Origin of the sequence: Buttiauxella noackiae (genome assembly GCF_000737905.1) — a bacterium.
In the GTDB taxonomy this organism is placed as follows: Bacteria; Pseudomonadota; Gammaproteobacteria; order Enterobacterales; family Enterobacteriaceae; genus Buttiauxella; species Buttiauxella noackiae.
The window spans coordinates 313,068-334,435 of sequence record NZ_JPRU01000001.1 but is presented as its reverse complement, the minus strand read 5'-3'; the positions used below and the strand labels follow the sequence as shown (position 1 = coordinate 334,435).

General features: G+C 49.0%; 15 protein-coding genes, 2 tRNA genes and 2 pseudogenes. 14 read left to right on the top strand and 5 right to left on the bottom strand.

Features of this window, described 5'->3' with window-relative positions:
- Window positions 1–29: 29 nt before the first annotated feature.
- Window positions 30–941, bottom strand: a complete 912-nt coding sequence (gene punR / locus IX31_RS01450) for a DNA-binding transcriptional activator PunR (RefSeq protein ID WP_034455363.1) — start codon at window positions 939–941, stop codon at window positions 30–32.
- Between the two features lie 115 nt (window positions 942–1,056).
- On the opposite strand from punR, the gene punC reads away from it, so the two are divergent.
- From punC to IX31_RS01425, 5 genes are all read left to right on the top strand, one after another.
- Entirely contained in the window at window positions 1,057–2,250 is a 1,194-nt protein-coding gene (punC, locus tag IX31_RS01445) for a purine nucleoside transporter PunC (protein ID WP_034455362.1), read from the top strand.
- Between the two features lie 296 nt (window positions 2,251–2,546).
- Window positions 2,547–3,695, top strand: a complete 1,149-nt coding sequence (gene cfa / locus IX31_RS01440; protein WP_034455361.1) for a cyclopropane fatty acyl phospholipid synthase — start codon at window positions 2,547–2,549, stop codon at window positions 3,693–3,695.
- 206 nt (window positions 3,696–3,901) lie between these two features.
- Complete coding sequence (locus IX31_RS01435; RefSeq protein ID WP_034455360.1) at window positions 3,902–5,221, top strand: PTS sugar transporter subunit IIC; 1,320 nt, start codon at window positions 3,902–3,904, stop codon at window positions 5,219–5,221.
- A gap of 50 nt (window positions 5,222–5,271) precedes the next feature.
- Window positions 5,272–6,663, top strand: a complete 1,392-nt coding sequence (locus tag IX31_RS01430) for a glycoside hydrolase family 1 protein (RefSeq protein ID WP_034455359.1) — start codon at window positions 5,272–5,274, stop codon at window positions 6,661–6,663.
- 56 nt (window positions 6,664–6,719) lie between these two features.
- On the top strand, window positions 6,720–7,643 hold the full coding sequence (locus IX31_RS01425; protein WP_034455358.1) for a LacI family DNA-binding transcriptional regulator: 924 nt from the start codon (window positions 6,720–6,722) through the stop codon (window positions 7,641–7,643).
- Between the two features lie 47 nt (window positions 7,644–7,690).
- Here the strand turns inward: IX31_RS01425 and IX31_RS01420 are convergent, their stop codons facing one another.
- A complete protein-coding gene (locus IX31_RS01420) occupies window positions 7,691–8,332 on the bottom strand; it encodes a riboflavin synthase (protein ID WP_034455357.1) in 642 nt (213 codons plus the stop codon).
- 226 nt (window positions 8,333–8,558) lie between these two features.
- On the opposite strand from IX31_RS01420, the gene mdtK reads away from it, so the two are divergent.
- From mdtK to IX31_RS01405, 3 genes are all read left to right on the top strand, one after another.
- Window positions 8,559–9,932, top strand: a complete 1,374-nt coding sequence (gene mdtK / locus IX31_RS01415) for an MdtK family multidrug efflux MATE transporter (protein WP_034455356.1) — start codon at window positions 8,559–8,561, stop codon at window positions 9,930–9,932.
- A gap of 153 nt (window positions 9,933–10,085) precedes the next feature.
- Window positions 10,086–10,162, top strand: a tRNA-Val gene (locus tag IX31_RS01410).
- Between the two features lie 26 nt (window positions 10,163–10,188).
- Window positions 10,189–10,265 (top strand) — tRNA-Val (locus IX31_RS01405).
- Window positions 10,266–10,413: 148 nt separating this feature from the next.
- On the opposite strand, the pseudogene IX31_RS01400 reads toward IX31_RS01405, so the two are convergent.
- A pseudogene (locus IX31_RS01400) lies at window positions 10,414–10,719 on the bottom strand (alkaline phosphatase PhoX); the annotation flags it as partial.
- A gap of 52 nt (window positions 10,720–10,771) precedes the next feature.
- On the opposite strand from IX31_RS01400, the gene IX31_RS22750 reads away from it, so the two are divergent.
- A protein-coding gene (locus IX31_RS22750) for an IS3 family transposase (RefSeq protein ID WP_122973977.1) occupies window positions 10,772–12,027 on the top strand; the annotation gives its coding sequence in 2 pieces (ribosomal slippage) (window positions 10,772–11,123 and window positions 11,123–12,027; 1,257 coding nt in all).
- Here the strand turns inward: IX31_RS22750 and IX31_RS01385 are convergent.
- Window positions 12,017–13,693: pseudogene (locus tag IX31_RS01385) on the bottom strand (PhoX family protein); the annotation flags it as partial. The gene IX31_RS22750 and the pseudogene IX31_RS01385 sit on opposite strands and share 11 nt — an antisense overlap.
- A gap of 661 nt (window positions 13,694–14,354) precedes the next feature.
- Between IX31_RS01385 and IX31_RS01380 the strand changes: the two are divergent.
- From IX31_RS01380 to IX31_RS01365, 4 genes are read left to right on the top strand one after another with little or no spacing between them, the layout of a single operon-like run.
- Complete coding sequence (locus IX31_RS01380; protein WP_051880464.1) at window positions 14,355–14,885, top strand: Csu type fimbrial protein; 531 nt, start codon at window positions 14,355–14,357, stop codon at window positions 14,883–14,885.
- Between the two features lie 21 nt (window positions 14,886–14,906).
- Window positions 14,907–15,626, top strand: coding sequence for a fimbrial biogenesis chaperone (locus IX31_RS01375; RefSeq protein WP_051880463.1), 720 nt, complete (start codon window positions 14,907–14,909; stop codon window positions 15,624–15,626).
- Window positions 15,627–15,645: 19 nt separating this feature from the next.
- Complete coding sequence (locus tag IX31_RS01370; protein ID WP_241767156.1) at window positions 15,646–17,964, top strand: fimbria/pilus outer membrane usher protein; 2,319 nt, start codon at window positions 15,646–15,648, stop codon at window positions 17,962–17,964.
- Window positions 17,965–18,005: 41 nt separating this feature from the next.
- Window positions 18,006–18,977, top strand: coding sequence for a Csu type fimbrial protein (locus IX31_RS01365; RefSeq protein ID WP_034455351.1), 972 nt, complete (start codon window positions 18,006–18,008; stop codon window positions 18,975–18,977).
- Window positions 18,978–18,989: 12 nt separating this feature from the next.
- On the opposite strand, the gene IX31_RS01360 is transcribed toward IX31_RS01365, so the two are convergent.
- Complete coding sequence (locus IX31_RS01360) at window positions 18,990–19,925, bottom strand: LysR family transcriptional regulator (protein WP_034455350.1); 936 nt, start codon at window positions 19,923–19,925, stop codon at window positions 18,990–18,992.
- Window positions 19,926–20,019: 94 nt separating this feature from the next.
- Here IX31_RS01360 and IX31_RS01355 point away from each other — a divergent pair, with 94 nt between their 5' ends.
- Window positions 20,020–21,228: an MFS transporter gene (locus IX31_RS01355; RefSeq protein ID WP_034455349.1), complete on the top strand. Its 1,209-nt coding sequence runs from the start codon at window positions 20,020–20,022 to the stop codon at window positions 21,226–21,228.
- Window positions 21,229–21,368: the final 140 nt, after the last annotated feature.

Here is a 21,368-nt window from a genome sequence, read left to right as displayed (position 1 = left end):
TGCAGTTGTCGGGTGGATTACCACCCGATTTATAATGGCTCCTGCAACCACTCCTGATTCATCGTCTCGCTATCCCCTAAATACTCCAGCAGCCAGGCCAGGGCTGGCGAAGCGTCATTTTGCCGCCATGTCAGGCAACATGCTGCATCCGGGAATGGGTTATCGAGTGTCAGCTGACTCCACTGCCCAGAAGCCAACCACGGCCTTGCTATGTGCAATGGCACCATGCCGATACATAACCCCGCGCTAAGACAATCAGAGCCTGATTCCCAGTCCGGAACCACAACTCGACGCTGGTTATCCAAAAGCCAGGTAATACGCTTCGGTAGCGAACGGGAAGTATCTTCGAGTACTAACGACGGCCAGGCCCGTAGATCATCATCACTTAAAGTTCCGCCCTGTCGTGCCAGCGGATGGTTTGATGACACCACACAGCGCCAGCTCAGCGCCCCCATATCGCGAAAAGCATAGCGCCCCCCGACAGGAATGGCTTGTGTCGCGCCAATCGCGACTTCAACTCGTCCGTCAGCTAGCGCATCCCACACGCCATTAAACACCTCCTGAAAAATACGCAGTTCGATATCAGGAAAGTGGCGATAAAAATCCAACACCAACTGCCGCGTTCGTTCGGGCTTAACGATATTATCGACGGCTATCGCCAGATGGCCGCGCCATCCATTTGCGATCTGTTGGCACTGTTGCCGTGTCGTCATCATTTTTTTGATAACAGAGCGGCCTTCTTTCAAAAAAAAGATGCCTGCGGGGGTTAATTCTACATCCCGATGACGACGTTCGAATAACGGAACGGCTAACCAGTCTTCCAACTGCCGTACCGTATAGCTGATAGCTGACGGAACGCGGTGTAACTCTTGTGCTGCACCGCTGAAGCTACCATTGCGCGCTACCGCATCTATCACTTCCAGCGAATATTCTGACCACATTTCTCTGCTCACAAATTTTTTGAACGCAACCTACAAATATTAGCGTTTCACAAGCGTATTTGCACTCCGTACACTCACGCGGCAATCAACCTGCACGATAAAACAAGAGAACATTATGCAACCATCAAAAGGATTTCTTATCTGGCTGGCTGGATTAAGTGTGTTGGGCTTCCTCGCCACAGACATGTATCTGCCTGCTTTCGCTGCCATTCAGCAAGATTTACAGACCGATGCCTCCGCCGTCAGTGCGAGTCTGAGCCTGTTCCTTGCCGGCTTTGCGCTTGCCCAGTTAATGTGGGGGCCGTTATCTGACCATTTCGGACGTAAACCAATTTTGTTAGCAGGCCTGAGCCTGTTCGCCGTCGGTTGTATTGGTATGTTGTGGGTAGAAAGTGCCACTGCTCTGCTGGTGCTGCGCTTCGTTCAGGCCGTTGGTGTATGTTCTGCCGCGGTAAGCTGGCAGGCGCTGGTGACCGATTACTACCCGGCAAACCGTGCAAATCGTATTTTCGCAACGATTATGCCGCTGGTTGGCCTGTCTCCTGCGCTGGCTCCGCTTCTGGGTAGTTGGATTTTGACCCACTTTGACTGGCAGGCTATTTTCGCCACGCTGTTTGCCATCACACTGGTGCTGATGATCCCAACTTTGCGTCTGAAACCACGTACCCAGCACCACCCGCAAACAGAAGACAATAAAGTCAGCTTTATGTCGTTACTTCGCTCGCGTGTATATAGCGGCAACGTATTGATTTACGCAGCCTGCTCAGCCAGCTTCTTTGCCTGGCTAACCGGATCTCCGTTTATTCTGAACGATATGGGTTACAGCCCGGCGGCGATCGGCCTGAGCTACGTACCACAAACTATCGCCTTCCTGATTGGTGGATACGGCTGCCGTAGTGCTCTGCAAAAATGGCAAGGCAAGCAAATGCTGCCCTGGCTGTTGGCTCTGTATACTCTGAGTATTTTCGGCACGTGGGCGGTCGCTGTTAGCGGTCATGCCACCCTGACTGCTCTGCTGATTCCATTCTGTGTGATGGCCATTGCCAACGGCGCTATTTACCCAATTGTTGTCGCTTCCGCCTTGTTGCCTTTCCCACAAGCCACGGGAAAAGCCGCAGCGCTGCAAAACACGCTGCAATTAGGGCTATGTTTCTTCGCAAGCCTGATGGTTTCCTGGCTTGTGGCAACACCGCTGCTGACCACCACCAGTGTCATGCTAGCCACAATTGTGCTGGCCATACTGGGCTATTTGTTTCAGCGCCGCAAAAATGCCGAAGTCTGGCAAACGGCTGAATCCGATGCACATTAAGATTAAAATAACTCAGCATTAATGTAGTTAGCTTGCTAAGAATATGTGATTGAATCACCGCTTAAGCGAGCCTATACTCATAAACGGCTCAACAAATAACACCATAATAATCACATTAAAACGGGAGCCTCTTGGCTCCCGTTTTTGTTTTAGAGGTTTTTTTTGGGGCTCCCGGTCCCCTTTCTCTGTTCTACGTCGGATATCAGGCACACGGAATTTTCCGTGACATTTCTCACATGCCCAAAATAGCGTCTACGCTGTTTTAAGGTTCCTCTCACATTGGTGGTGGAGAAGCTATGAGTTCATCGTGTATAGAAGAAGTCAGAATAAGAAATAACCCGTGGTATCGAATCGTGAACGATATGCTCACGCAGGCGGGGATAGAAATTAATGGCCCACGCCCCTTCGATATCCAGGTTAAGCATCCCGATTTTTTTAAGCGTGTTCTGCAAGAAGGTACACTGGGTCTTGGTGAAAGCTATATGGACGGCTGGTGGGACTGCGAACGGCTGGATATTTTTTTCCATAACGCCATTCGCGCCGGGCTTGAGCGACAACTCCCTCACCATTTAAAAGACACGTTACGTGTAGCTGCCGCGCGCTTAATTAATCTGCAATCAAAAAAACGCGCATGGATAGTCGGCAAAGAACATTATGATCTGGGCAATGACTTATTTAGCCGCATGCTCGATGAACATATGCAATATTCCTGCGGTTATTGGAAAGAGGCAACCACGCTAAGTGATGCACAAAACGCCAAGCTGAAAATGATCTGCGATAAGCTGCATCTTGAGCCAGGAATGACGCTACTTGATATTGGCTGCGGCTGGGGCGGTCTGGCAGAATTTGCTGCCCGGAATTACGGTGTGGCCGTTCATGGTGTAACCATTTCCGCTGAGCAACAAAAAATGGCGCAAGAGCGCTGTACTGGTCTTAACGTTAAAATTGCTCTGCAAGATTATCGCGAACTGGATATGCAATTTGACCGCATTGTTTCTGTCGGGATGTTCGAACATGTTGGGCCGAAAAACTATGCCACCTATTTTAATGTTGCCGACCGCAACTTAAAACCTGACGGTATTTTTCTGCTGCACACTATTGGCTCGAATAAAACCTTTAATGGTGTTGATCCATGGATAGACAAGTACATTTTCCCTAATGGTTGTCTGCCTTCAGTACGCCAGATTGCCGATGCCAGCGAAGGTCATTTTGTGATGGAGGATTGGCATAACTTTGGTGCCGACTACGACAAAACATTGATGGCCTGGCATGAACGCTTCAATAACTTTTGGCCAGAAATTGCAGATAACTATTCAGAACGATTCAAACGCATGTTTAGTTATTATCTGAATGCTTGTGCCGGTGCCTTCCGTGCACGTGATATCCAGCTCTGGCAAGTCGTCTTCACTCGTGGCGTCGAAAACGGTTTACGGGTTCCGCACTGATTTCCACCCCGGCACCGCCGGGGTTAATTCAATTCTCGCAAGCATGTAGCATTTTCTTAACAAAATGTGATTCTCTTCACGTTTCCTGCGCTCCTTTTTTCACGAGTTTGATCCCGGTAACACTTATCTGTTTATCCATTGGAAACCGGTTTCCATCTTGTTTCACAATCAGTCCACTTCCCAAAAACAATAGCAAGGATACCGCCATGAGCATGTACCAAAAAATGGTCAATGTGATTGAGCAAAAAGTTACGCCAATGGCAGGAGCAATGGGCTCTCAGCGCCATGTCATCGCCATCCGCGACGGTTTTATCTCCGCCCTTCCGTTTATGATCATCGGTTCTTTCTTGTTAGTGTTTATCTTCCCGCCCTTCTCGCCAGACAGCGGCTGGAGTTTTGCACGCTCATGGCTGAATTTTTCTCTCACCTATCGTGAACAGTTGATGTTGCCGTTTAACCTCAGCATGGGTGTGATGACGTTTTTTATTTCCGTCGGTATTGGCGCAAGCCTCGGGAAACACTACAAGCTCGACCCGATAATGACCGGCTTACTGGCTTTTATGGCCTTCCTATTGGTTGCAGCACCCTATAAAGACGGGCAGATTTCAACGCAGTATTTTTCCGGCCAGGGCATTTTCACCGCGCTGATTACAGCGATTTACGCCAGCGAAATGTACGCGTTATTAAAGCGCCACAACATCACCATCCGCTTACCGAAAGAAGTGCCGACCGGCGTTGCGCGCTCATTTGAAATTCTGATTCCGGTTGTGGTGATTGTTGCCACCCTGCACCCGCTGAATTTGTTTATCGAATCAACAACCGGAATGATTATTCCTGAGGCGATTATGCATCTGCTGGCACCGTTGGTGTCTGCATCCGATTCACTACCAGCGATTCTGATTTCGGTGTTTATCTGCCAGATTCTCTGGTTCGCCGGTATTCACGGCGCGCTTATTGTCACCGGGATTATGAACCCGTTCTGGATGGCAAACCTTTCTGCTAACCAGACGGCACTGGCTGCGGGCAATGTTCTGCCGCATATCTATTTGCAAGGCTTCTGGGACCACTACCTGCTGATTGGCGGCGTTGGCTCAACACTTCCATTAGCCTTCCTGCTATTGCGCAGTCGTGCGATTCACCTGCGCACCATTGGCAAAATGGGCGTGGTGCCAAGCTTCTTTAACATCAACGAACCCATTTTGTTCGGCACACCAATCATCATGAACCCGATGTTCTTCTTGCCGTTTACTTTGGTACCAATGATTAACGCAACGCTTGCTTATATCGCGACCAAATTAGGTTGGGTTGCCCAGGTTGTCTCCCTCACACCATGGACCACACCTGCGCCAATTGGTGCTTCATGGGCCGCAAACTGGGCGGTAAGTCCCGTAATCATGTGTCTGATTTGTATGGTCATGTCGGCTGTGATGTATTACCCATTCCTGAAAGCTTACGAGCGCACCCTGCTGAAACAGGATGAAGAGCGTAATACCCAGGAAAATGACAGCCCGATTACAGCAAACTGATATTTTTTATTGCCTGCCCGGATGGCAGGCACGTCAAACGAGGAACGAAAATGAAATACGTATTTCCTGATAATTTTTGGTGGGGCAGCGCCAGTTCAGCACCGCAAACTGAAGGTGAAACGCTCTCTTTTGGCAAGTCAGCCACCATTTGGGATCAGTGGTTTAAAGAACAGCCAACCCGTTTTCATAACGGCGTAGGCCCTGCTGATACCTCCACGTTCTATAAGAACTGGAAGCAGGATATCGCGCTGCTAAAAGAGCTGAATCATAATACTTTCCGTACCTCAATTTCCTGGGCACGCCTTATCCCTGAAGGGCGCGGCGCGGTAAATCAGGAAGCTGTGACCTTCTATAATCAGGTTATTGATGAGCTGTTAGCGCAAGGCATTAAGCCATTTATCAACCTGTTCCACTTTGATATGCCGATGGTAATGCAGAAGCAAGGTGGCTGGGAGAACCGTGACGTTGTCACGGCATATGCTGAATTTGCTAACGTTTGCTTTGAGCTGTTTGGCGACCGCGTGAAGCATTGGTTTACCTTTAACGAGCCGGTAGTCCCTGTCGAAGGTGGCTATCTGTACGACTTCCATTATCCGAATGTAGTGGATTTCAAACGTGCAGCCACCGTTGCTTACCACACCATGATTGCCCATTCTCTGGCGGTGAAAACTTACCACGAGCGCAACGATGGCGGCGAAATCGGGATTATCCTGAACCTCACCCCTTCGTACCCGCGTTCGCAAAACCCTGCGGATGTGAAAGCGGCAAACATTGCTGACCTGATGTTTAACCGCAGCTTCCTTGACCCCGCATTGCGTGGTGAATATCCGCAAGAACTGGTGGCCTTGTTGAAAGAGCATGGCCAATTGCCGGAATGCCAGCCTGGCGACAAAGAGTTGTTGGCTGCGGGCGTCGTCGATTTACTTGGTATCAACTACTACCAGCCGCGCCGCATCAAATGCCGCGATTCACTGGTAAACCCGGATAGTCCGTTTATGCCAGAGTGGTTCTTCGAAGCCTACGAAATGCCAGGCCGCAAAATGAACCCGTATCGCGGCTGGGAAATCTACGAGCAAGGGATTTACGACATTCTCACCAACCTACGTGAGAATTACGGTAACCCAAATTGCTATATTTCAGAGAATGGCATGGGGGTTGAAAACGAACAGCGCTTCGACGAGAACGGCCAGATTCAGGATGATTACCGTATTGATTTCGTGCGCGACCACCTGAAGTGGCTGCATAAAGGCATCAGCGAAGGCAGCAACTGTCTTGGTTATCATATGTGGACGTTTATTGATAACTGGTCCTGGTGCAACGCTTATAAAAACCGTTATGGTTTTGTCTCGTTAAACCTTGAGACTCAGCAACGCACCATCAAGAAAAGCGGCGAATGGTACAGAGCCACCGCCGCAGAAAATGGCTTTAACGATCGTACGTAATCTTAGCATTCGGGCCGTAAGGCCCGTTTCTGGCTGAGAAGCGGGAAACTCACACCATGTCGAATATTAATGATGTAGCACGCCTTGCGCAGGTTTCTAAAGCAACCGTTTCGCGTGTTTTAAGCGGCAGTCGCGGCGTGAAAGAAGAGAGTCGCCAGGCCGTTTTACGCGCGGCGGAAATACTTAACTACAAACCGAATGCTATCGCTCAATCTTTGAGTTCCCAATCAACCAATTGCATTGGCGTTATCTGTGCAACCGAACATATTCAGCAGTCAACGGGCTACCTGCAAGCACTTGAGAAACAGCTTAATCAGCATCAGAAACATTTGCTGTTACGATTTGCCAATGACCATGACAGCGTGGCTCAGGCAGCTCAGGAGCTTTCAAATGGGTTATGTGATGCACTGGTGGTGGTTGGCGCTCGTTTTCCGTTACCGGAACTTGATGACGAAATAATGTTGATTGATTGCCTGAGCGGTTCGCATAACCTCAGTATTCAGTGTGACCATATTTTTGCTGCCGAAACTGCGGTGCATTATTTATGTAATCAAAAGCGGCGGCAAATCGCATTGATTAACTTTGCCAGTGGTGAAGCGGCAGCGCTGACACTTGAAGGTTATCATCAGGCACTTCACAACCATGTTGTGCCCTTCAACCGGCAGTTGGTGATTGACGATGAATCATCGGTACGCATTGCACTGCAACGCCTGATTAATCGCGGAGTGAAGTTTTCTGCACTGCTGGTTACCGATGATACACAGGCGCAAGAAGCTGTGATGATGCTCAATCAATACCAGTTAACAGTCCCTGAACAGGTGATGGTGTTTAGTCTCGATGGCTCAACCAGAATGCCTGGTTCTAATGCGATACCGGCCATCAAATATCCGCTGGAGAGTATCGCCCGTCGCGCAGTTGAATTGCTGCTTGGCGAACGACATACCAGTGATTTGGTGCGCGGAAGTTTGTTGATTGCATGAGAAAGAATGTCGGATGCCGCCTGAGCACATCCGACAAAACTCAAGATTCACGCCTTCGGTAGCAATGCATCCAAAGTCGCTTCACGTTGTGCCAGTACACGCTCGACGGTATCTACGATTGCCTGAGTCTGCGGGTCGATCTCAATATTAATACGATTGCCGAGTTTCTTGCTGCCAAGTGTGGTGCGCTCAAGCGTTTCTGGAATTAAATGCACACAGAAACGTGAAGCAGTCACTTCGCCCACCGTCAGGCTAATACCATCAATGCCGATGTAACCTTTGTGCAGGATATATTTCATTAGCGTTTTATCACGCATTTTAAACCAGATTTGGCGGTTATTTTCGGAGGTCAGAATCTTCGCAATTTCCGCTGTAGTCATAATATGGCCGGACATAAGATGCCCGCCGATCTCATCATTAAATTTAGCGGCACGTTCGACATTAACGCTGTCGCCTACCACTAATTCCCCGAGGTTGGTGATGCGCAGCGTCTCTTTCATAAGATCAAAGCTGACGTGGTTGCCATTGATTTCCGTGACAGTCAGGCAACAGCCGTTATGCGCAACCGACGCTCCTGTTTCAAGGCCGGGTAACATCGCATCGGGCATTTCAATGACGTGTGTACGGAAGTTTGGTTTCTCATCAATGGAGACCAGGGTCGCAGTGCCCTGCACAATACCTGTAAACATCGTAAAGCTCCTGGTAATTAAATGGTCGCTAATAATTTATAGTGCAGCACTTTAACAGTTGGAAAAAAGGCTTGCCAGCTATCCGCGCTACCCCACCATTATTTGGCTGGCGTATTCGTTTTCTGCCGCTACAATAGTCAGGCTAATTCCCCTACGATTCCTATTTTCCTGCCATTTCTGGCGGTCTTGTTGTTTTTCTAATAACTAAAAATATTCAGGTGTTCAAATGCAGAAGTACATAGTTGAAGCCCGCCAGTTACTCGCACTGGCGATACCCGTGATCCTCGCGCAGATTGCACAAACCTCAATGGGTTTTGTCGATACCGTGATGGCCGGTGGCTACAGCGCAACCGACATGGCCGCTGTGGCAATCGGTACATCCATCTGGCTACCCGCGATTCTCTTCGGCCATGGTTTGCTAATGGCGCTGACGCCAACCGTCGCGCAACTCAACGGCTCAGGCCGTCGTGAGCGTATTGCTCACCAGATTCGCCAGGGCTTCTGGCTGGCGGGAATAGTCTCAGCGCTCATCATGATTGTCCTGTGGAATGCAGGCCATATTATTCATGCTATGAAAGATATCGACCCGCAGCTTGCCGATAAAGCCGTGGGCTATTTGCGCGCGTTGTTGTGGGGCGTCCCAGGCTATTTGTTCTTCCAGGTTGCTCGTAACCAGTGTGAAGGACTTGCCAAAACCAAACCAGGCATGGTGATGGGCTTTATCGGCCTGCTGGTCAACATTCCGGTCAACTACATCTTTATCTACGGCCACTTTGGCATGCCGGAACTCGGCGGTGTAGGCTGCGGTGTCGCAACTGCTGCGGTGTATTGGGTGATGTTTTTCTTCATGATTTCTTATGTGAGAAAAGCACGCTCAATGCGCGATTTAAAGCTACCAAAAGGCTTCATCAAACCCGACTGGAAGGTGATGTATCGCTTAACCCAACTGGGCCTGCCAATTGCACTGGCGTTGTTCTTTGAAGTCACACTGTTTGCGGTGGTCGCACTGCTGGTAGCGCCATTGGGCATTGTTGACGTTGCAGGCCACCAGATAGCCCTGAACTTCAGCTCATTAATGTTCGTATTGCCGATGTCACTTTCAGCGGCAGTAACCATCCGCGTCGGCTTCCGTCTGGGCCAGGGTTCAACACTTGATGCGCAAACTGCAGCATGGACTGGTATCGGTGTTGGCATGTGCATGGCAACCCTCACAGCGCTCTTCACCATTGTGATGCGTGAGCATATCGCCCTGCTTTACAACAGTAATCCGGAAGTTGTCGCGCTGGCGGCGCACCTGATGCTACTGGCGGCGGTTTACCAACTTTCCGATTCCGTGCAAGTTATCGGCAGCGGTGTGCTACGTGGTTATAAAGATACACGATCTATTTTCTTTATAACTTTTATCGCCTACTGGGTGTTGGGATTGCCAAGCGGCTATATTCTTGCACTCACCGATTGGGTTGTTGAGCCAATGGGGCCAGCAGGATTCTGGACCGGCTTTATAATCGGTTTGACCTCAGCTGCAATTATGATGATGTTGCGTATGCGTTGGTTGCAACGTCAGCCTTCAATCACGATTTTGCAGCGTGCTGCGCGATAAACTTGAATAGCCGCCGTTATGGCGGCTATTTTTCCATCGAGTTGCACAGATGCTCAGCAAACGAGTGAAATATGGAAGAAAATTGCGGTTTAGCGCTTGCAAGGTTTAAGAGCTGCCGCTAATATTCGTCCCCGTTGTCACAGACAACACAGTGCGTCCGTAGCTCAGTTGGTTAGAGCACCACCTTGACATGGTGGGGGTCGGTGGTTCGAGTCCACTCGGACGCACCATTCTAAGTTTTACCGCAGCAAACAGTGCGTCCGTAGCTCAGTTGGTTAGAGCACCACCTTGACATGGTGGGGGTCGGTGGTTCGAGTCCACTCGGACGCACCATTTCATAAAAAACATTCAACGTTTTATCTCTCTAGTAAAAAAATCCTAACTAACCCACCAATATTTCAACTGTCATTATTATTCACTCACCTTGTCTTCAGGTTTTGAGCAAAACATCCCTGTTCCGCTCACCTGTGAAAACTTTTTGTTAGCTACCGATAATTCCGCCATCAGCTTTAACAATAACGACAGTGGAAGATCGTGGGCGACTGTTTTTATCACCGTCAGGCCAGGTGGAGACGGCGGTAGGATTTGCCGGATCGCTGATATCGTCACCAGGTTCACCTGGGTGTTGAATATTAATAAACAGCGTGCGGTTATCTGGGGTAAAGGCGATGCCGGTTATCTCACAGCCACGCGGACCAGTCAGGAAACGCCGATATTCGTTGGTGCCTGGAACAGTGGCGAGCATCTGGTTGTTGCCCATACCTTCATAGGCTTTTTTGTTGATAGTGACCCGTCCTGAATAGCGTTGACACGTTCCTGACTTAAATCCGGAGAACGTGATGATGACTGAGTTCAAACGCACCCAACGTGATTATCCTCTATCCTTTAAAATAGCCGTTGTTGAGCAGGTTGAAAAAGGCGAGATGACCTATAAACAGGCCCAGCAGCGGTATGGCATCCAGGGGCGCTCCACCGTTCTTGTCTGGCTGCGTAAATATGGCCGGCTTGACTGGAGTCCCGGACTTCCTGACCTGGTGAAGAGGAAACGGCCTGTGGCTCAGACGACTATCCCGCTTACACCCGAACAAAGAATCAGGGAACTTGAAGAACAGCTTGAGCTGGCGAACCAGAAAGCGGAGTTTTTTGAGTCGRTTATCAATGTCCTGAAAAATGATTACGGGGTGAGTGTCGTAAAAAAGCGGCACGGCAAGTCCTCGCGCAAAGTCCGGCCCCCAAAATAACCGTTACGCGCGCATGCCAGTTCCTGGGGCACAGCAGACAGGCGTGGTATCAGGACAACACAAGGCGCAGAAAACGCCAGGAACAACATGCCCGGGTTCTTGCGTTTGTTACCCGCGTCAGGTGTCGTCAGCCGCGAATCGGTACGCGTAAACTGCACTATCTGCTGAACACTCAGGCCGATAACATGCTGAATATAGGACGAGACCGTCTGTTTAACCTGCTGAATGAATACCGGCTCCTGGTGCCAGTGAAACGGGCGTATCACAAAACCACCAACAGCCACCATCGCTTTTACCGGCATCCTAATTTGCTGAAACCCGGCCCGGGACAGGTTACCGCCCTTGAGCCAGAGCAGGTCTGGGTTGCCGACATTACGTACCTTCCACTGCTCAGTGGCACAGCTTATCTGAGTCTGGTCACAGATGCCTGCTCCAGAAAAATCATGGGTTATCATGTCGGGGAAAACCTGCAGACAGAAAATGTGGTAAAAGCGTTCAGACAGGCTCTGAGGCGAAGAAAAACGACGGGGTCCCTGGTTCATCACTCTGACAGAGGACTGCAATACTGTTCAGTGCTTTATCAGTCAGTCCATGAGAAAAACGGGATAACCTGTTCAATGACCGATGGTTATGACTGCTACCAGAATGCGCTGGCTGAGCGAATAAACGGGATCCTGAAAAATGAGTTTTTACTCTCGCGTCCTGCAGACCTGGCGCAGGCCCGGGAAATGGTAAAAGAATCCGTGGCGATTTATAACCATGAGCGGCCACACCTGGCCCTGAAATACAAAACGCCCGATGATGTTCATCAGGCGTTTTACAGACAGAAAACTGTCAACGTATATCAGGACTAGTCATAGTACTGGAAGAGACATCGGTCTGAATCCACAGTACACCGCGATGGTCGAACGATAACCCATCTGCACTACCAAACTCCGCACCCTTCATTGAGCCTTTGGTTTTCTCATCCAGACTAGATGGATTACCGCCTAGTACCAGAATATCCCATGTGAATGCGGTTGATGCAGGGTCACCGTTCTCTTCCGTCCAGTGCATGATGTGGCCATATACGTTATTAGCGCGCGGGTTGGCAGCATCGACAGGTGCTTTACCCTCCTTGCCTCGGTCACTATTGTTGGTCAAGGTACAATAAACACTGCCCGTGGCGTGCGAATCGACCGCAATCCACTCAGGGCGGTCCATTTTTGTAGCACCAACAACGTCAGCTGCGAGGCGGGTTTTAATCAACAACTCGCCCTGACTGGTAAATCCTTTCGTTTCATCAAGGCCGGATTGCCCGTATATCAGCGGCAGCCAAGTGCCACTACCATCTTCATTGAATTTCGCCACATATAGCGTGCCTTCAGAGAGCAAGTCCATGGCAGCATCTCGCAGACTGGCATCATATTGATTTTTGGAAATGAACTTATAAATGTATTCGAACTTCTGATCATCACCCATATAAGCCACTACACGCTTATCCGCCGCCAGGGTAATCGCAGCCCCTTCATGCTTAAAGCGGCCTAATGCCGTGTGTTTGCGTGGAGTCGAAGACGGATTATAAGGGTCAATTTCTACCACCCAGCCGAAACGGTTAGGTTCATTAGGTGTAGCATCCACGCTAAAGCGCGGATCGACTTCATTCCAGCGGTAGGAATCATCGCTGTCGCTGATGCCATAGCGTTTTTCCAGAGCATTCGGTGCCGCTTTTTTAACGAAAATATCCGACCAGTTCTCTTCGCAGGTAAGGTACGTGCCCCACGGTGTATGGCCATTGGCACAATTTTGCATCGTACCAAGCACTCTCTCACCCTGCGGATCGTCAGCTGTTTTCATTAATGCATGATTTTTGGCAGGCCCTGTAAGGGTCATCGGCGTATTAACTGTAATACGCCGCGCAAACTCAGAAGGACGAACCACGGTCCAATTATCGCCTTCTTTTTTTATTTCAATAACCGAAATACCCATGGCATTTTGGCCCTTGCGCACTTTATCCAGACTCCAGTTCGCGACGCCATCTTTAAACAACAAACCGTTGTCGATGTATTCATGGTTCATCGCCAGCAAACCGTGATTCGGATCGGTACCTCCCGGCGGCAAACTAAACCACGCCATACCATCATGGTGCATTCCTGCTTGAGCAGCCTGTTCATCAGTGGTGTTACTGCCATCAGTTTTAAATTCTGGCAAGTTACCCTTTAAGCCGACCGCATCCCCCCAACGGTAAAATGGCCGAGCGATGTAGCCCTCCGGCACACGCACGGTGTCATCCGTGGAAACTTCAATACTGGTAAAACCAAGGGAAGATGGACGTGCCAGGGCTGTCTCTACCGCCCATGCAGCCGGAGATTTTAGCAACGTCGGGAACGCTACTGCGGCACCAGCAACTGCCCCCATTTGCAGGAATCGGCGGCGGCTTAAATACGCGCGGGCAACCTCTGAAAAAACAGGGTTGATGCTGCGGTTACTGATTTCGTCGTTGTGTTCCTGTTTAAACAACGGCTTAAGAGGTCTGCTCATCATAGCTTCCTTTCGATATTGTTATCAGAAGTGAGCAGTGTAAGAAGGTTTTGTTACATATTTATAACGGCATGAGCAGGTCCTGGTTGTTTGATAACTATTGAACAAACATCCAGTAGTAATGTCCCTACCCTGTAACAGGATTAATGTTTTCGACTAAAACTTGATTATTTTAAAGAGTGGAATTTAATGTCGATAGCGACGTTTTAGCTTTATTTCCATTTCTAACCACCGAATAATTTCGGTGGCATCAGCATATATTATGCCTCAACCATGTGAACAATCTGCCCTAAAATACGTTACGCATTCGCGTTTTCAATAACGCCAACATTGGGTTATTACGTTATCTGAATAATTAATATCCTTCTGAATTATAACGTTAAGCAGTAGCACTTTCTTTACCTTTGGAATTGTTTACATATGAAATTATTCTATTTTTGCATCCAATATTCATGTTGAAATGACTTATAGCAGACTTTTCCAAATACAATTTTCAAACTCACCTGATAAAACTTAAAGTGCGAATGTGATCATATTAAAAAATTTAATACATACTGGAATTGGCATAAAAATGTACCTGATCCTATGGTTTTAATAGTCATGTGATTTTCATCCGTATGCATTATTGACAAACCGCAGGTATCTGAATAGGTACAAAGATATGAAATCAATCATTAAAATGCGCATATTTTTTCCTTTCATGATTTTTGCTTTTGTTCCATCTGCAAATGCCGTAGTGGCAACCAACACATTTCAAGTACAGATCACTATTACTGCCTCATGCATTGTGACCACAGGTGCTGGAGCAAATATTAATCTGGGCTCTGTCGGTAGTAATGCAACAAATACAACGGGAAACAGTTCGTTTACCGTCCAGTGCTCAAGAACCACTCCTTATTTCATCGGCCTTGCGCCATCCACTGTCAATGGTGGCAATACCACAGGTGCTGGTGCTATGTCATCAGTCGCTAACAGTGGGACAAACAACGATAAAGTCCCTTATCAGTTACATCAAACGTCAGGCACAGGTCCCGTCTGGGGTAATACGGCCACCACCATAGCCGTGGGTAACGGTGTTGGGGGGACAGGCTCAGGTTTGGCGCAAACCTATACGGTCTATGCCGTTGCTGCCAGCGCAAACTTTGCACCTGATAGCTACGCAGATACGGTAACCGTTAACGTAAATTATTAATATAAAGGACTATTATAAAATATGAAGTCACAGACACAAACGGCTATGGCGGCGTTATGCCTATTAACAGCGGCAGTGTTTTCACAAAATATAGTGGCAAGTGGCCTGCAAGTTGCGCCAGTGTCACTGACCCTGCAAAGTATACAAAATGCCGATGGCATCTGGTTGATGAACCAGGGTGAAGACACCATAAATGCGCAAGTTCGTGTTTATAGATGGAACCAGCAAAGTTTTGAAGACCAGCTCAACTCTTCTCAGAATCTGGTTATTAGCCCGCCGATGCTTAAGCTGGCACCCGGTGAGAAACAGCTGATTCGCGTGATTCATATGGGCCCAGCCTCAAATACTGTGGAAGAAGCTTATAGGCTGTCAATCAATGAGCTGCCACCGCCAGAACTACAAAAAAATAAAATACAGTTTGTCCTGCATTATTCAGTTCCCGTTTTCATTCAACCAAAGGGTACCAGCGATCATTCAGCAAAATTGCAATGGGGAATTCAACGTATTGGTGATGAAGCATTTCTTGAGGTGAGCAATCAGGGCAATAGCCATGCCCAGTTGTCTGCTGCTTCATATATCAATACACAAGGTAGAAAAAAAGAAATAACACAGGGGCTATTGGGATATGTTCTCCCGGGCGCAACCATGCGCTGGAAATTGCCTTTTACTGCCGCCGACACAGCCCCCGGAAGCAAATTAGAAGTCACTATAAATGGACAAAAAAAGGTGCAAGAACTTTAATAAAATCATTAGCGTAATAATGACCTTTTTTCTCGGTGGAATGTTAATGCCAGGAGTGGCCTCGGCCAATGATAATAATTCCATCAGTCCGGTGATGAGTAATAATAACGAGCATTCTGGCGCAATAGACTTGTATCTTGATATCACCCTGAATGGTAATCATGTCGGCATAGAGCATTTTAGTGAGTCAGAGGGGAAATTATACACCAGCAAAGAAACATTACAAAAAATAGGGTTTAAGTTGCCTAATGAATCGCCCCAATCGATTCGCCTGGAGAGTTTAAGCCAATTACAATTTGATTATGATGTTTCATTACAAACACTGAAATTGACAGCCCCTCTTAGCACTTTGAATTTAAATACCACCAAAATCAATCAAGTTGATATTCCTCCGCCGGTCGTCTCCACATCACGGGGGATGTTACTTAATTATGATGTTTACGCAGCGCAAGGCGATGGAAGTAACGCCAGCAGCTTTACTGAATTGCGCGCATTTAATTCCGCAGGGGTGCTGAGTTCGACCCAATTAACTCAATACTCCACGCAGGAAAATGGTGTTACGGCAGAAAACAATTTCAGTCGTCTTGATACACAGTGGCGGTCATCGTTTCCTGACCGCCTGATTAGCTTAACCCTCGGTGACACAATCACCAGCAGTCTTACATGGTCGCGCCCGACACGTATCGCGGGTATTCAAATAGGCACTGATTTCAACCTGCAACCTAATATGCCGACGACACCTCTGCCCTCTTTTTTAGGTTCGGCAACGATACCTTCAAATGTTGAATTATTTATTAATGGCATGAAATATTACAACGGCGAAGTACCTGCGGGTAATTTTGAAATCAACACCCAGCCAAATATCAGCGGTGCTGGCTACGCACAAGTGAATATGACTGATGCGTTGGGTCGAACGACGACACAGAGCTTCTCCTTTTATCAGGATCAGCAGCTATTACGTGAAGGGCTGACACAGTGGTCAGCAGAACTGGGGGTGGTGCGTGAAAATTACGGTATCTCTTCATTTGATTACGCCAGTACACCTTCCTTTAGTGGAACCTGGCGGCGGGGTATCAGTAACAGTTTTACAGGTGGTGTTCATTCTGAGGTAAGCAAACAGTTGCTCAATTCTGGATTCAGTATGGACTGGATACCTGGCGGCCGTATTGGCACCCTTTCAACGTCTCTTGCCATGAGCACAGACGCGGGTGAGAACGGGATGTTGTATAGCCTGGGTTATCGCTGGATTGGCAGCAATTTTAACTTCAGCACCTCGACGATTGCCACCGCAGGTGATTACCGTGATATAGCCAGCCGCTATGGTTCTGCGCCGCCGTCACTCAATAGCAATGTCGTCGTTGGGTACAACACCCCCTCGTATGGAAATATCAGTCTGAGCTACCTGCAATATCGCTATCCCGATGAAAACTCAGTGCGTTATGCAGGAGCAAACTGGTATGGCGCACTAACAAGTCATATTTATCTCACAGCTGGTGTGAATCAGAACGTAGACGACAGCCGGGATCGTAACCTCTACCTGACGGCCACATTTATCCTCAGCAATAACCTTACCGCCAGTAGCACCTTACAGCGCACGAATGATGAAAACGGTTATATGCTCAATGCCAGCCGTACCCAACCTTCAGATGGGGGTTGGGGCTGGAATCTTGCTGCAAGCCAACAATCTTCACAACAAAACGGCCAGGGAGAACTGGGTTACCTGGGCCGCTATGGCAAAGTTTACAGCGGTTTTAATCGCACCGCCGATACACAGTATGCCTATGCCGGTGGTAGCGGCTCCCTGGTGATGATGGGTGGCGGTTTGTTTGCCGCGCGCACAATTGATGATGGCTTTGCTGTTGTCTCCACCGACGGTATTCCTGATTTGCCAATCAAACTGCAAAACAATCTCATCGGCACCAGCAACAGCCAGGGCTTGCTGTTAGTGACGCCAATCAAAAGCTATGAAAATAACCTGTTAAGCATCGACCCAATGAACTTACCCGCTAATACACGTATCGACCAGGTTAATGCTTACGCCACACCTGCCGACCGTTCTGGCTCGCTAGTCAAATTTGGTATTACTCCAGTTCGCGCCGCGCAAATAATCGTGGTTGATGCCCAAGGAACACCGATTGAGGAAGGGACATCGGTAGAGCTGAATGCTAAGCAAAACCAACAAACCATTGTTGGTTTTGATGGTGTGGTCTATTTCGATACGCTGGAACTGCATAACACATTAAAAGTGATGACAGCCAAAGGCACTTGCTCCGTGCAGTTCGATTACCCGCAGAAGGCTGCCAGCATTGCGCAACTTGGCCCACTTGTTTGTCACTAATGGTGAGATGAACTGGACTTCTTAAGAGAAAGGAAACCTATATGCGTTTTAGAGAGTTATTTTTCTTTGCAGCCTTAAGTTTGTCTCCTGGTGTTAGCCACGCGCTGAGTTGCTCTATAAGTGGCGTGCAACCTATTAATTTTGGGAATGTAAATCCACTGTCCAACACAGGTGCTGAAACGACCATGACGTTCAGCTATTCATGCAGCAAAGTGCTTACCGATGTGCTTAGTGCTATCACTCTGTGCTTTAATATCGGCGCTTCAAGCAATGGTCAGGTAAACCCTCACAGCATGGCTTTTGCTGGCCCTCCAGCCAGCACATTAAACTATCAACTCTATCAAAACCAGGCTCATACTGTGGTTTGGGGAAATCAGAACCAGGCCGGAACCACTCCGCCCATGGCCCAAATAACACTCCTCAATCTCACGCCAGTAACGGGTAGTCTGACAGTTTATGCAAAGCTTACGACACCCCAAATCACCGCGGCCCCCGGTAGCTATTTAGACAGTTTTAATACAGCCACCGCAAGCGTCACCACAAATACTGGCCTGGCGCTCCCCCCCGCCGATTGCGGTAATGGAACCGGTCCAAGTTTTCCTTTTAACGTGACCGCGGTCGTGACCAAGCAATGCAACATCAGTTTCGTCAATAATATAAGTCTTCCCCCGGCTACCATGAACCAAACCAATCTCGCTTCGAGTAATACTCTTGGTGTCGCATGCTCAAATAACACCCCTTATTCGATAGGACTGAGTCCATCGAATGGCAGTACCACAGGCAGCGGGCAAATGAAAACCACCGGCAGCGGGAGCAATACCGATACAGTCCCGTATCAACTGCGTTCAACGTCAGGCCAAAGCGGGACGCCATGGGGAAGCATTACAGCAAACAGCGTCAATGGCACCGGTAGCGGATCGACCACTGCCTATACCGTTTACGCAACCGTACCCAGTGCAAACTACGCCCCGGATAATTACGCCGATACCGTCACCATTAATGTGACGTACTAAATGGCTCAATGACTAACGCGCAGATTGAGTGCCCGTTAGGCCAGGCATGACTTCCTTCATCAGCTCAATAAATTTGCGCAGGCGGGCCGGGTAGTAACTCGCGTAAGGATAGAGCAGATAGATGGGCAAAGGTGCAACCTGCCAACCAGGTAGAACATGCTGCAAGGTTCCTTCTTCCAAATCCTCTTTCACAACCCATGCGGAAACCATCCCTACTCCCAACCCGTTTAAAGCTGCCTTACGCACCGCGTACAAACTATCAGTGCTCAGTCTTGGCGTAATGTCGAAGCGGAAAGGATCGCCAGTAGTCATATCGCTTAACGTCACTTCATTGCGATAAAAACTACTCAGCGCCACCCAGGGGAGTTTCAATAAATCTTCAGCTCCATTCACTGGCCCATAGTTTGCCAACAACGATGGGGCGGCCACCACAATGCGCGGCACTTCCGCCAGCAAAATGGCAACCACAGAAGGGTCTGTTATGGCTCCAACATGAATCGCGCAATCAATCCCTTCGGGGATAAAATCCGGTGACCGATCGTTGAGGATCCACTCAATATTGATTTGCGGATAGCGCAGCAGGTAATCGCCAAGCGGCCCAATGAGCTGATCTTGCCCGAAGGCGTGCGGTGCGCGTACACGCAACACTCCGGCAGGCTCGTCCTGTACACCGCTGACTTCGTCTTCCAGAATCTGCCAATTTTCAATCAACCGGCGTGCATGCTGATAACAACGTTCGCCGTCATCAGTCAGCTTCATGGTGTGGGTCGTACGTTGAATTAACTTAACGCCAAGCATTTGTTCAAGGCTTTGCAAGCGTCGGCTTATTGTTGGCTGGGTTGTATCCATTTGTGCGGCTGCGGCTGAAAGGCTGCCGCTCTCAACGATTCGCACAAAGGTTTGCAAAATGGCTATACGATCGCCAGCAGGATTAATGTTTTTGTTCATACGTTAAGTGTATAACAGTTTTACCTCTGCGGGGACTACAGCCGAAAGCAAAAAACGACAAGAATGGCCGCACATTAACCCACTGGAGCGAGCCATGAGCCAGCTTTCCACAATGACCACATCAACGTCCAACACCATGCTGTCGGGCAAAATTGTTTTTCTTCTCGCCCTTGGGGCTGGCCTGAGTGTTGCCTCAATTTATTACAGCCAGCCAATGCTGGGAATTATCGGCAGCACGTTTCATGCCCGTGTCGGCGATGTCGGCCTGGTACCCACGCTGACGCAAATTGGTTATGCGCTTGGGATTTTGTTGCTCGCCCCATTGGGGGACCGCTTTGACCGCCGCCGTATCATTTTGATTAAAGGCACCCTGCTTTCGTTGACGTTACTGCTGTGTGGGTTCGCCTCTTCCTGGCATGTGCTATTGCTCAGCAGCCTGGCAATTGGGCTGGTTGCGACCGTAGCACAAGATATTATCCCTGCCGCCGCCACGCTGGCCTCTGACAGCAATCGGGGTAAAACCGTGGGAATGGTGATGACCGGGCTTTTAGCGGGCATTCTGCTTTCACGTGTATTTAGCGGTATCGTGGCACAACTGTGGGGCTGGCGTAGTGTTTATACTATTGCGGCGGTAGGTGTCTGGGTCGTCACGCTGACACTCTGGTACGTACTCCCCTCTTTCAAGCCTGAAACCACACTACGCTATCCTGCGCTATTGCGTTCATTGGGCAAACTGTGGATAGAGTATTCGGCTTTACGTCGTGCCGCTCTGGCACAAGGGCTGTTGTCGATTGCATTTAGTGCTTTTTGGTCAACGCTTGCGATTATGCTGGCAGAGCGCTTCCATATGGGCTCCGCCGTAGCCGGTACTTTTGGCCTGGCAGGTGCCGCAGGAGCGCTCGCCGCACCGCTGGCAGGTTCACTCGCTGACCGTCGCGGCCCTGATTTTGTCACTAAAATTGCAGCCGCGTTGGTTGTCATCTCCTTTGCGCTGATGTTTGTGATGCCGTTTGTTCCCGTTCCTGTGCAACTGGCTATTATCGCCATTAGTGCTGTCGGGTTTGATCTGGGTATTCAGGCCTCACTGGTGGCACATCAGACCATCATCTACGCGTTAAATCCGGCCGCCCGCAGTCGCCTGAACGCCATTATGTTTACCGTCGTGTTTATCGGCATGGCAGCAGGTGCAACACTGGGTAGTAAAGCTCTGGAAACCTTCGGCTGGACGGGAATGGTTGGGCTGGCAACAATTGCAGCTCTTTGCGGACTGCTTATTCGGTTAATGGGGCGTTCCACCCGCTAGACAAGAAAAATGTACCTTAATGTAGTGAGGCGGCAAGCGTGTGAATCCCCCAAGAGCATAGATAAATATGTGACTGGTGCGAAGGCGAGAAGCCAATGCATCAACAACTTTAATTATTACGGGTATATTGTGGTTAGCCG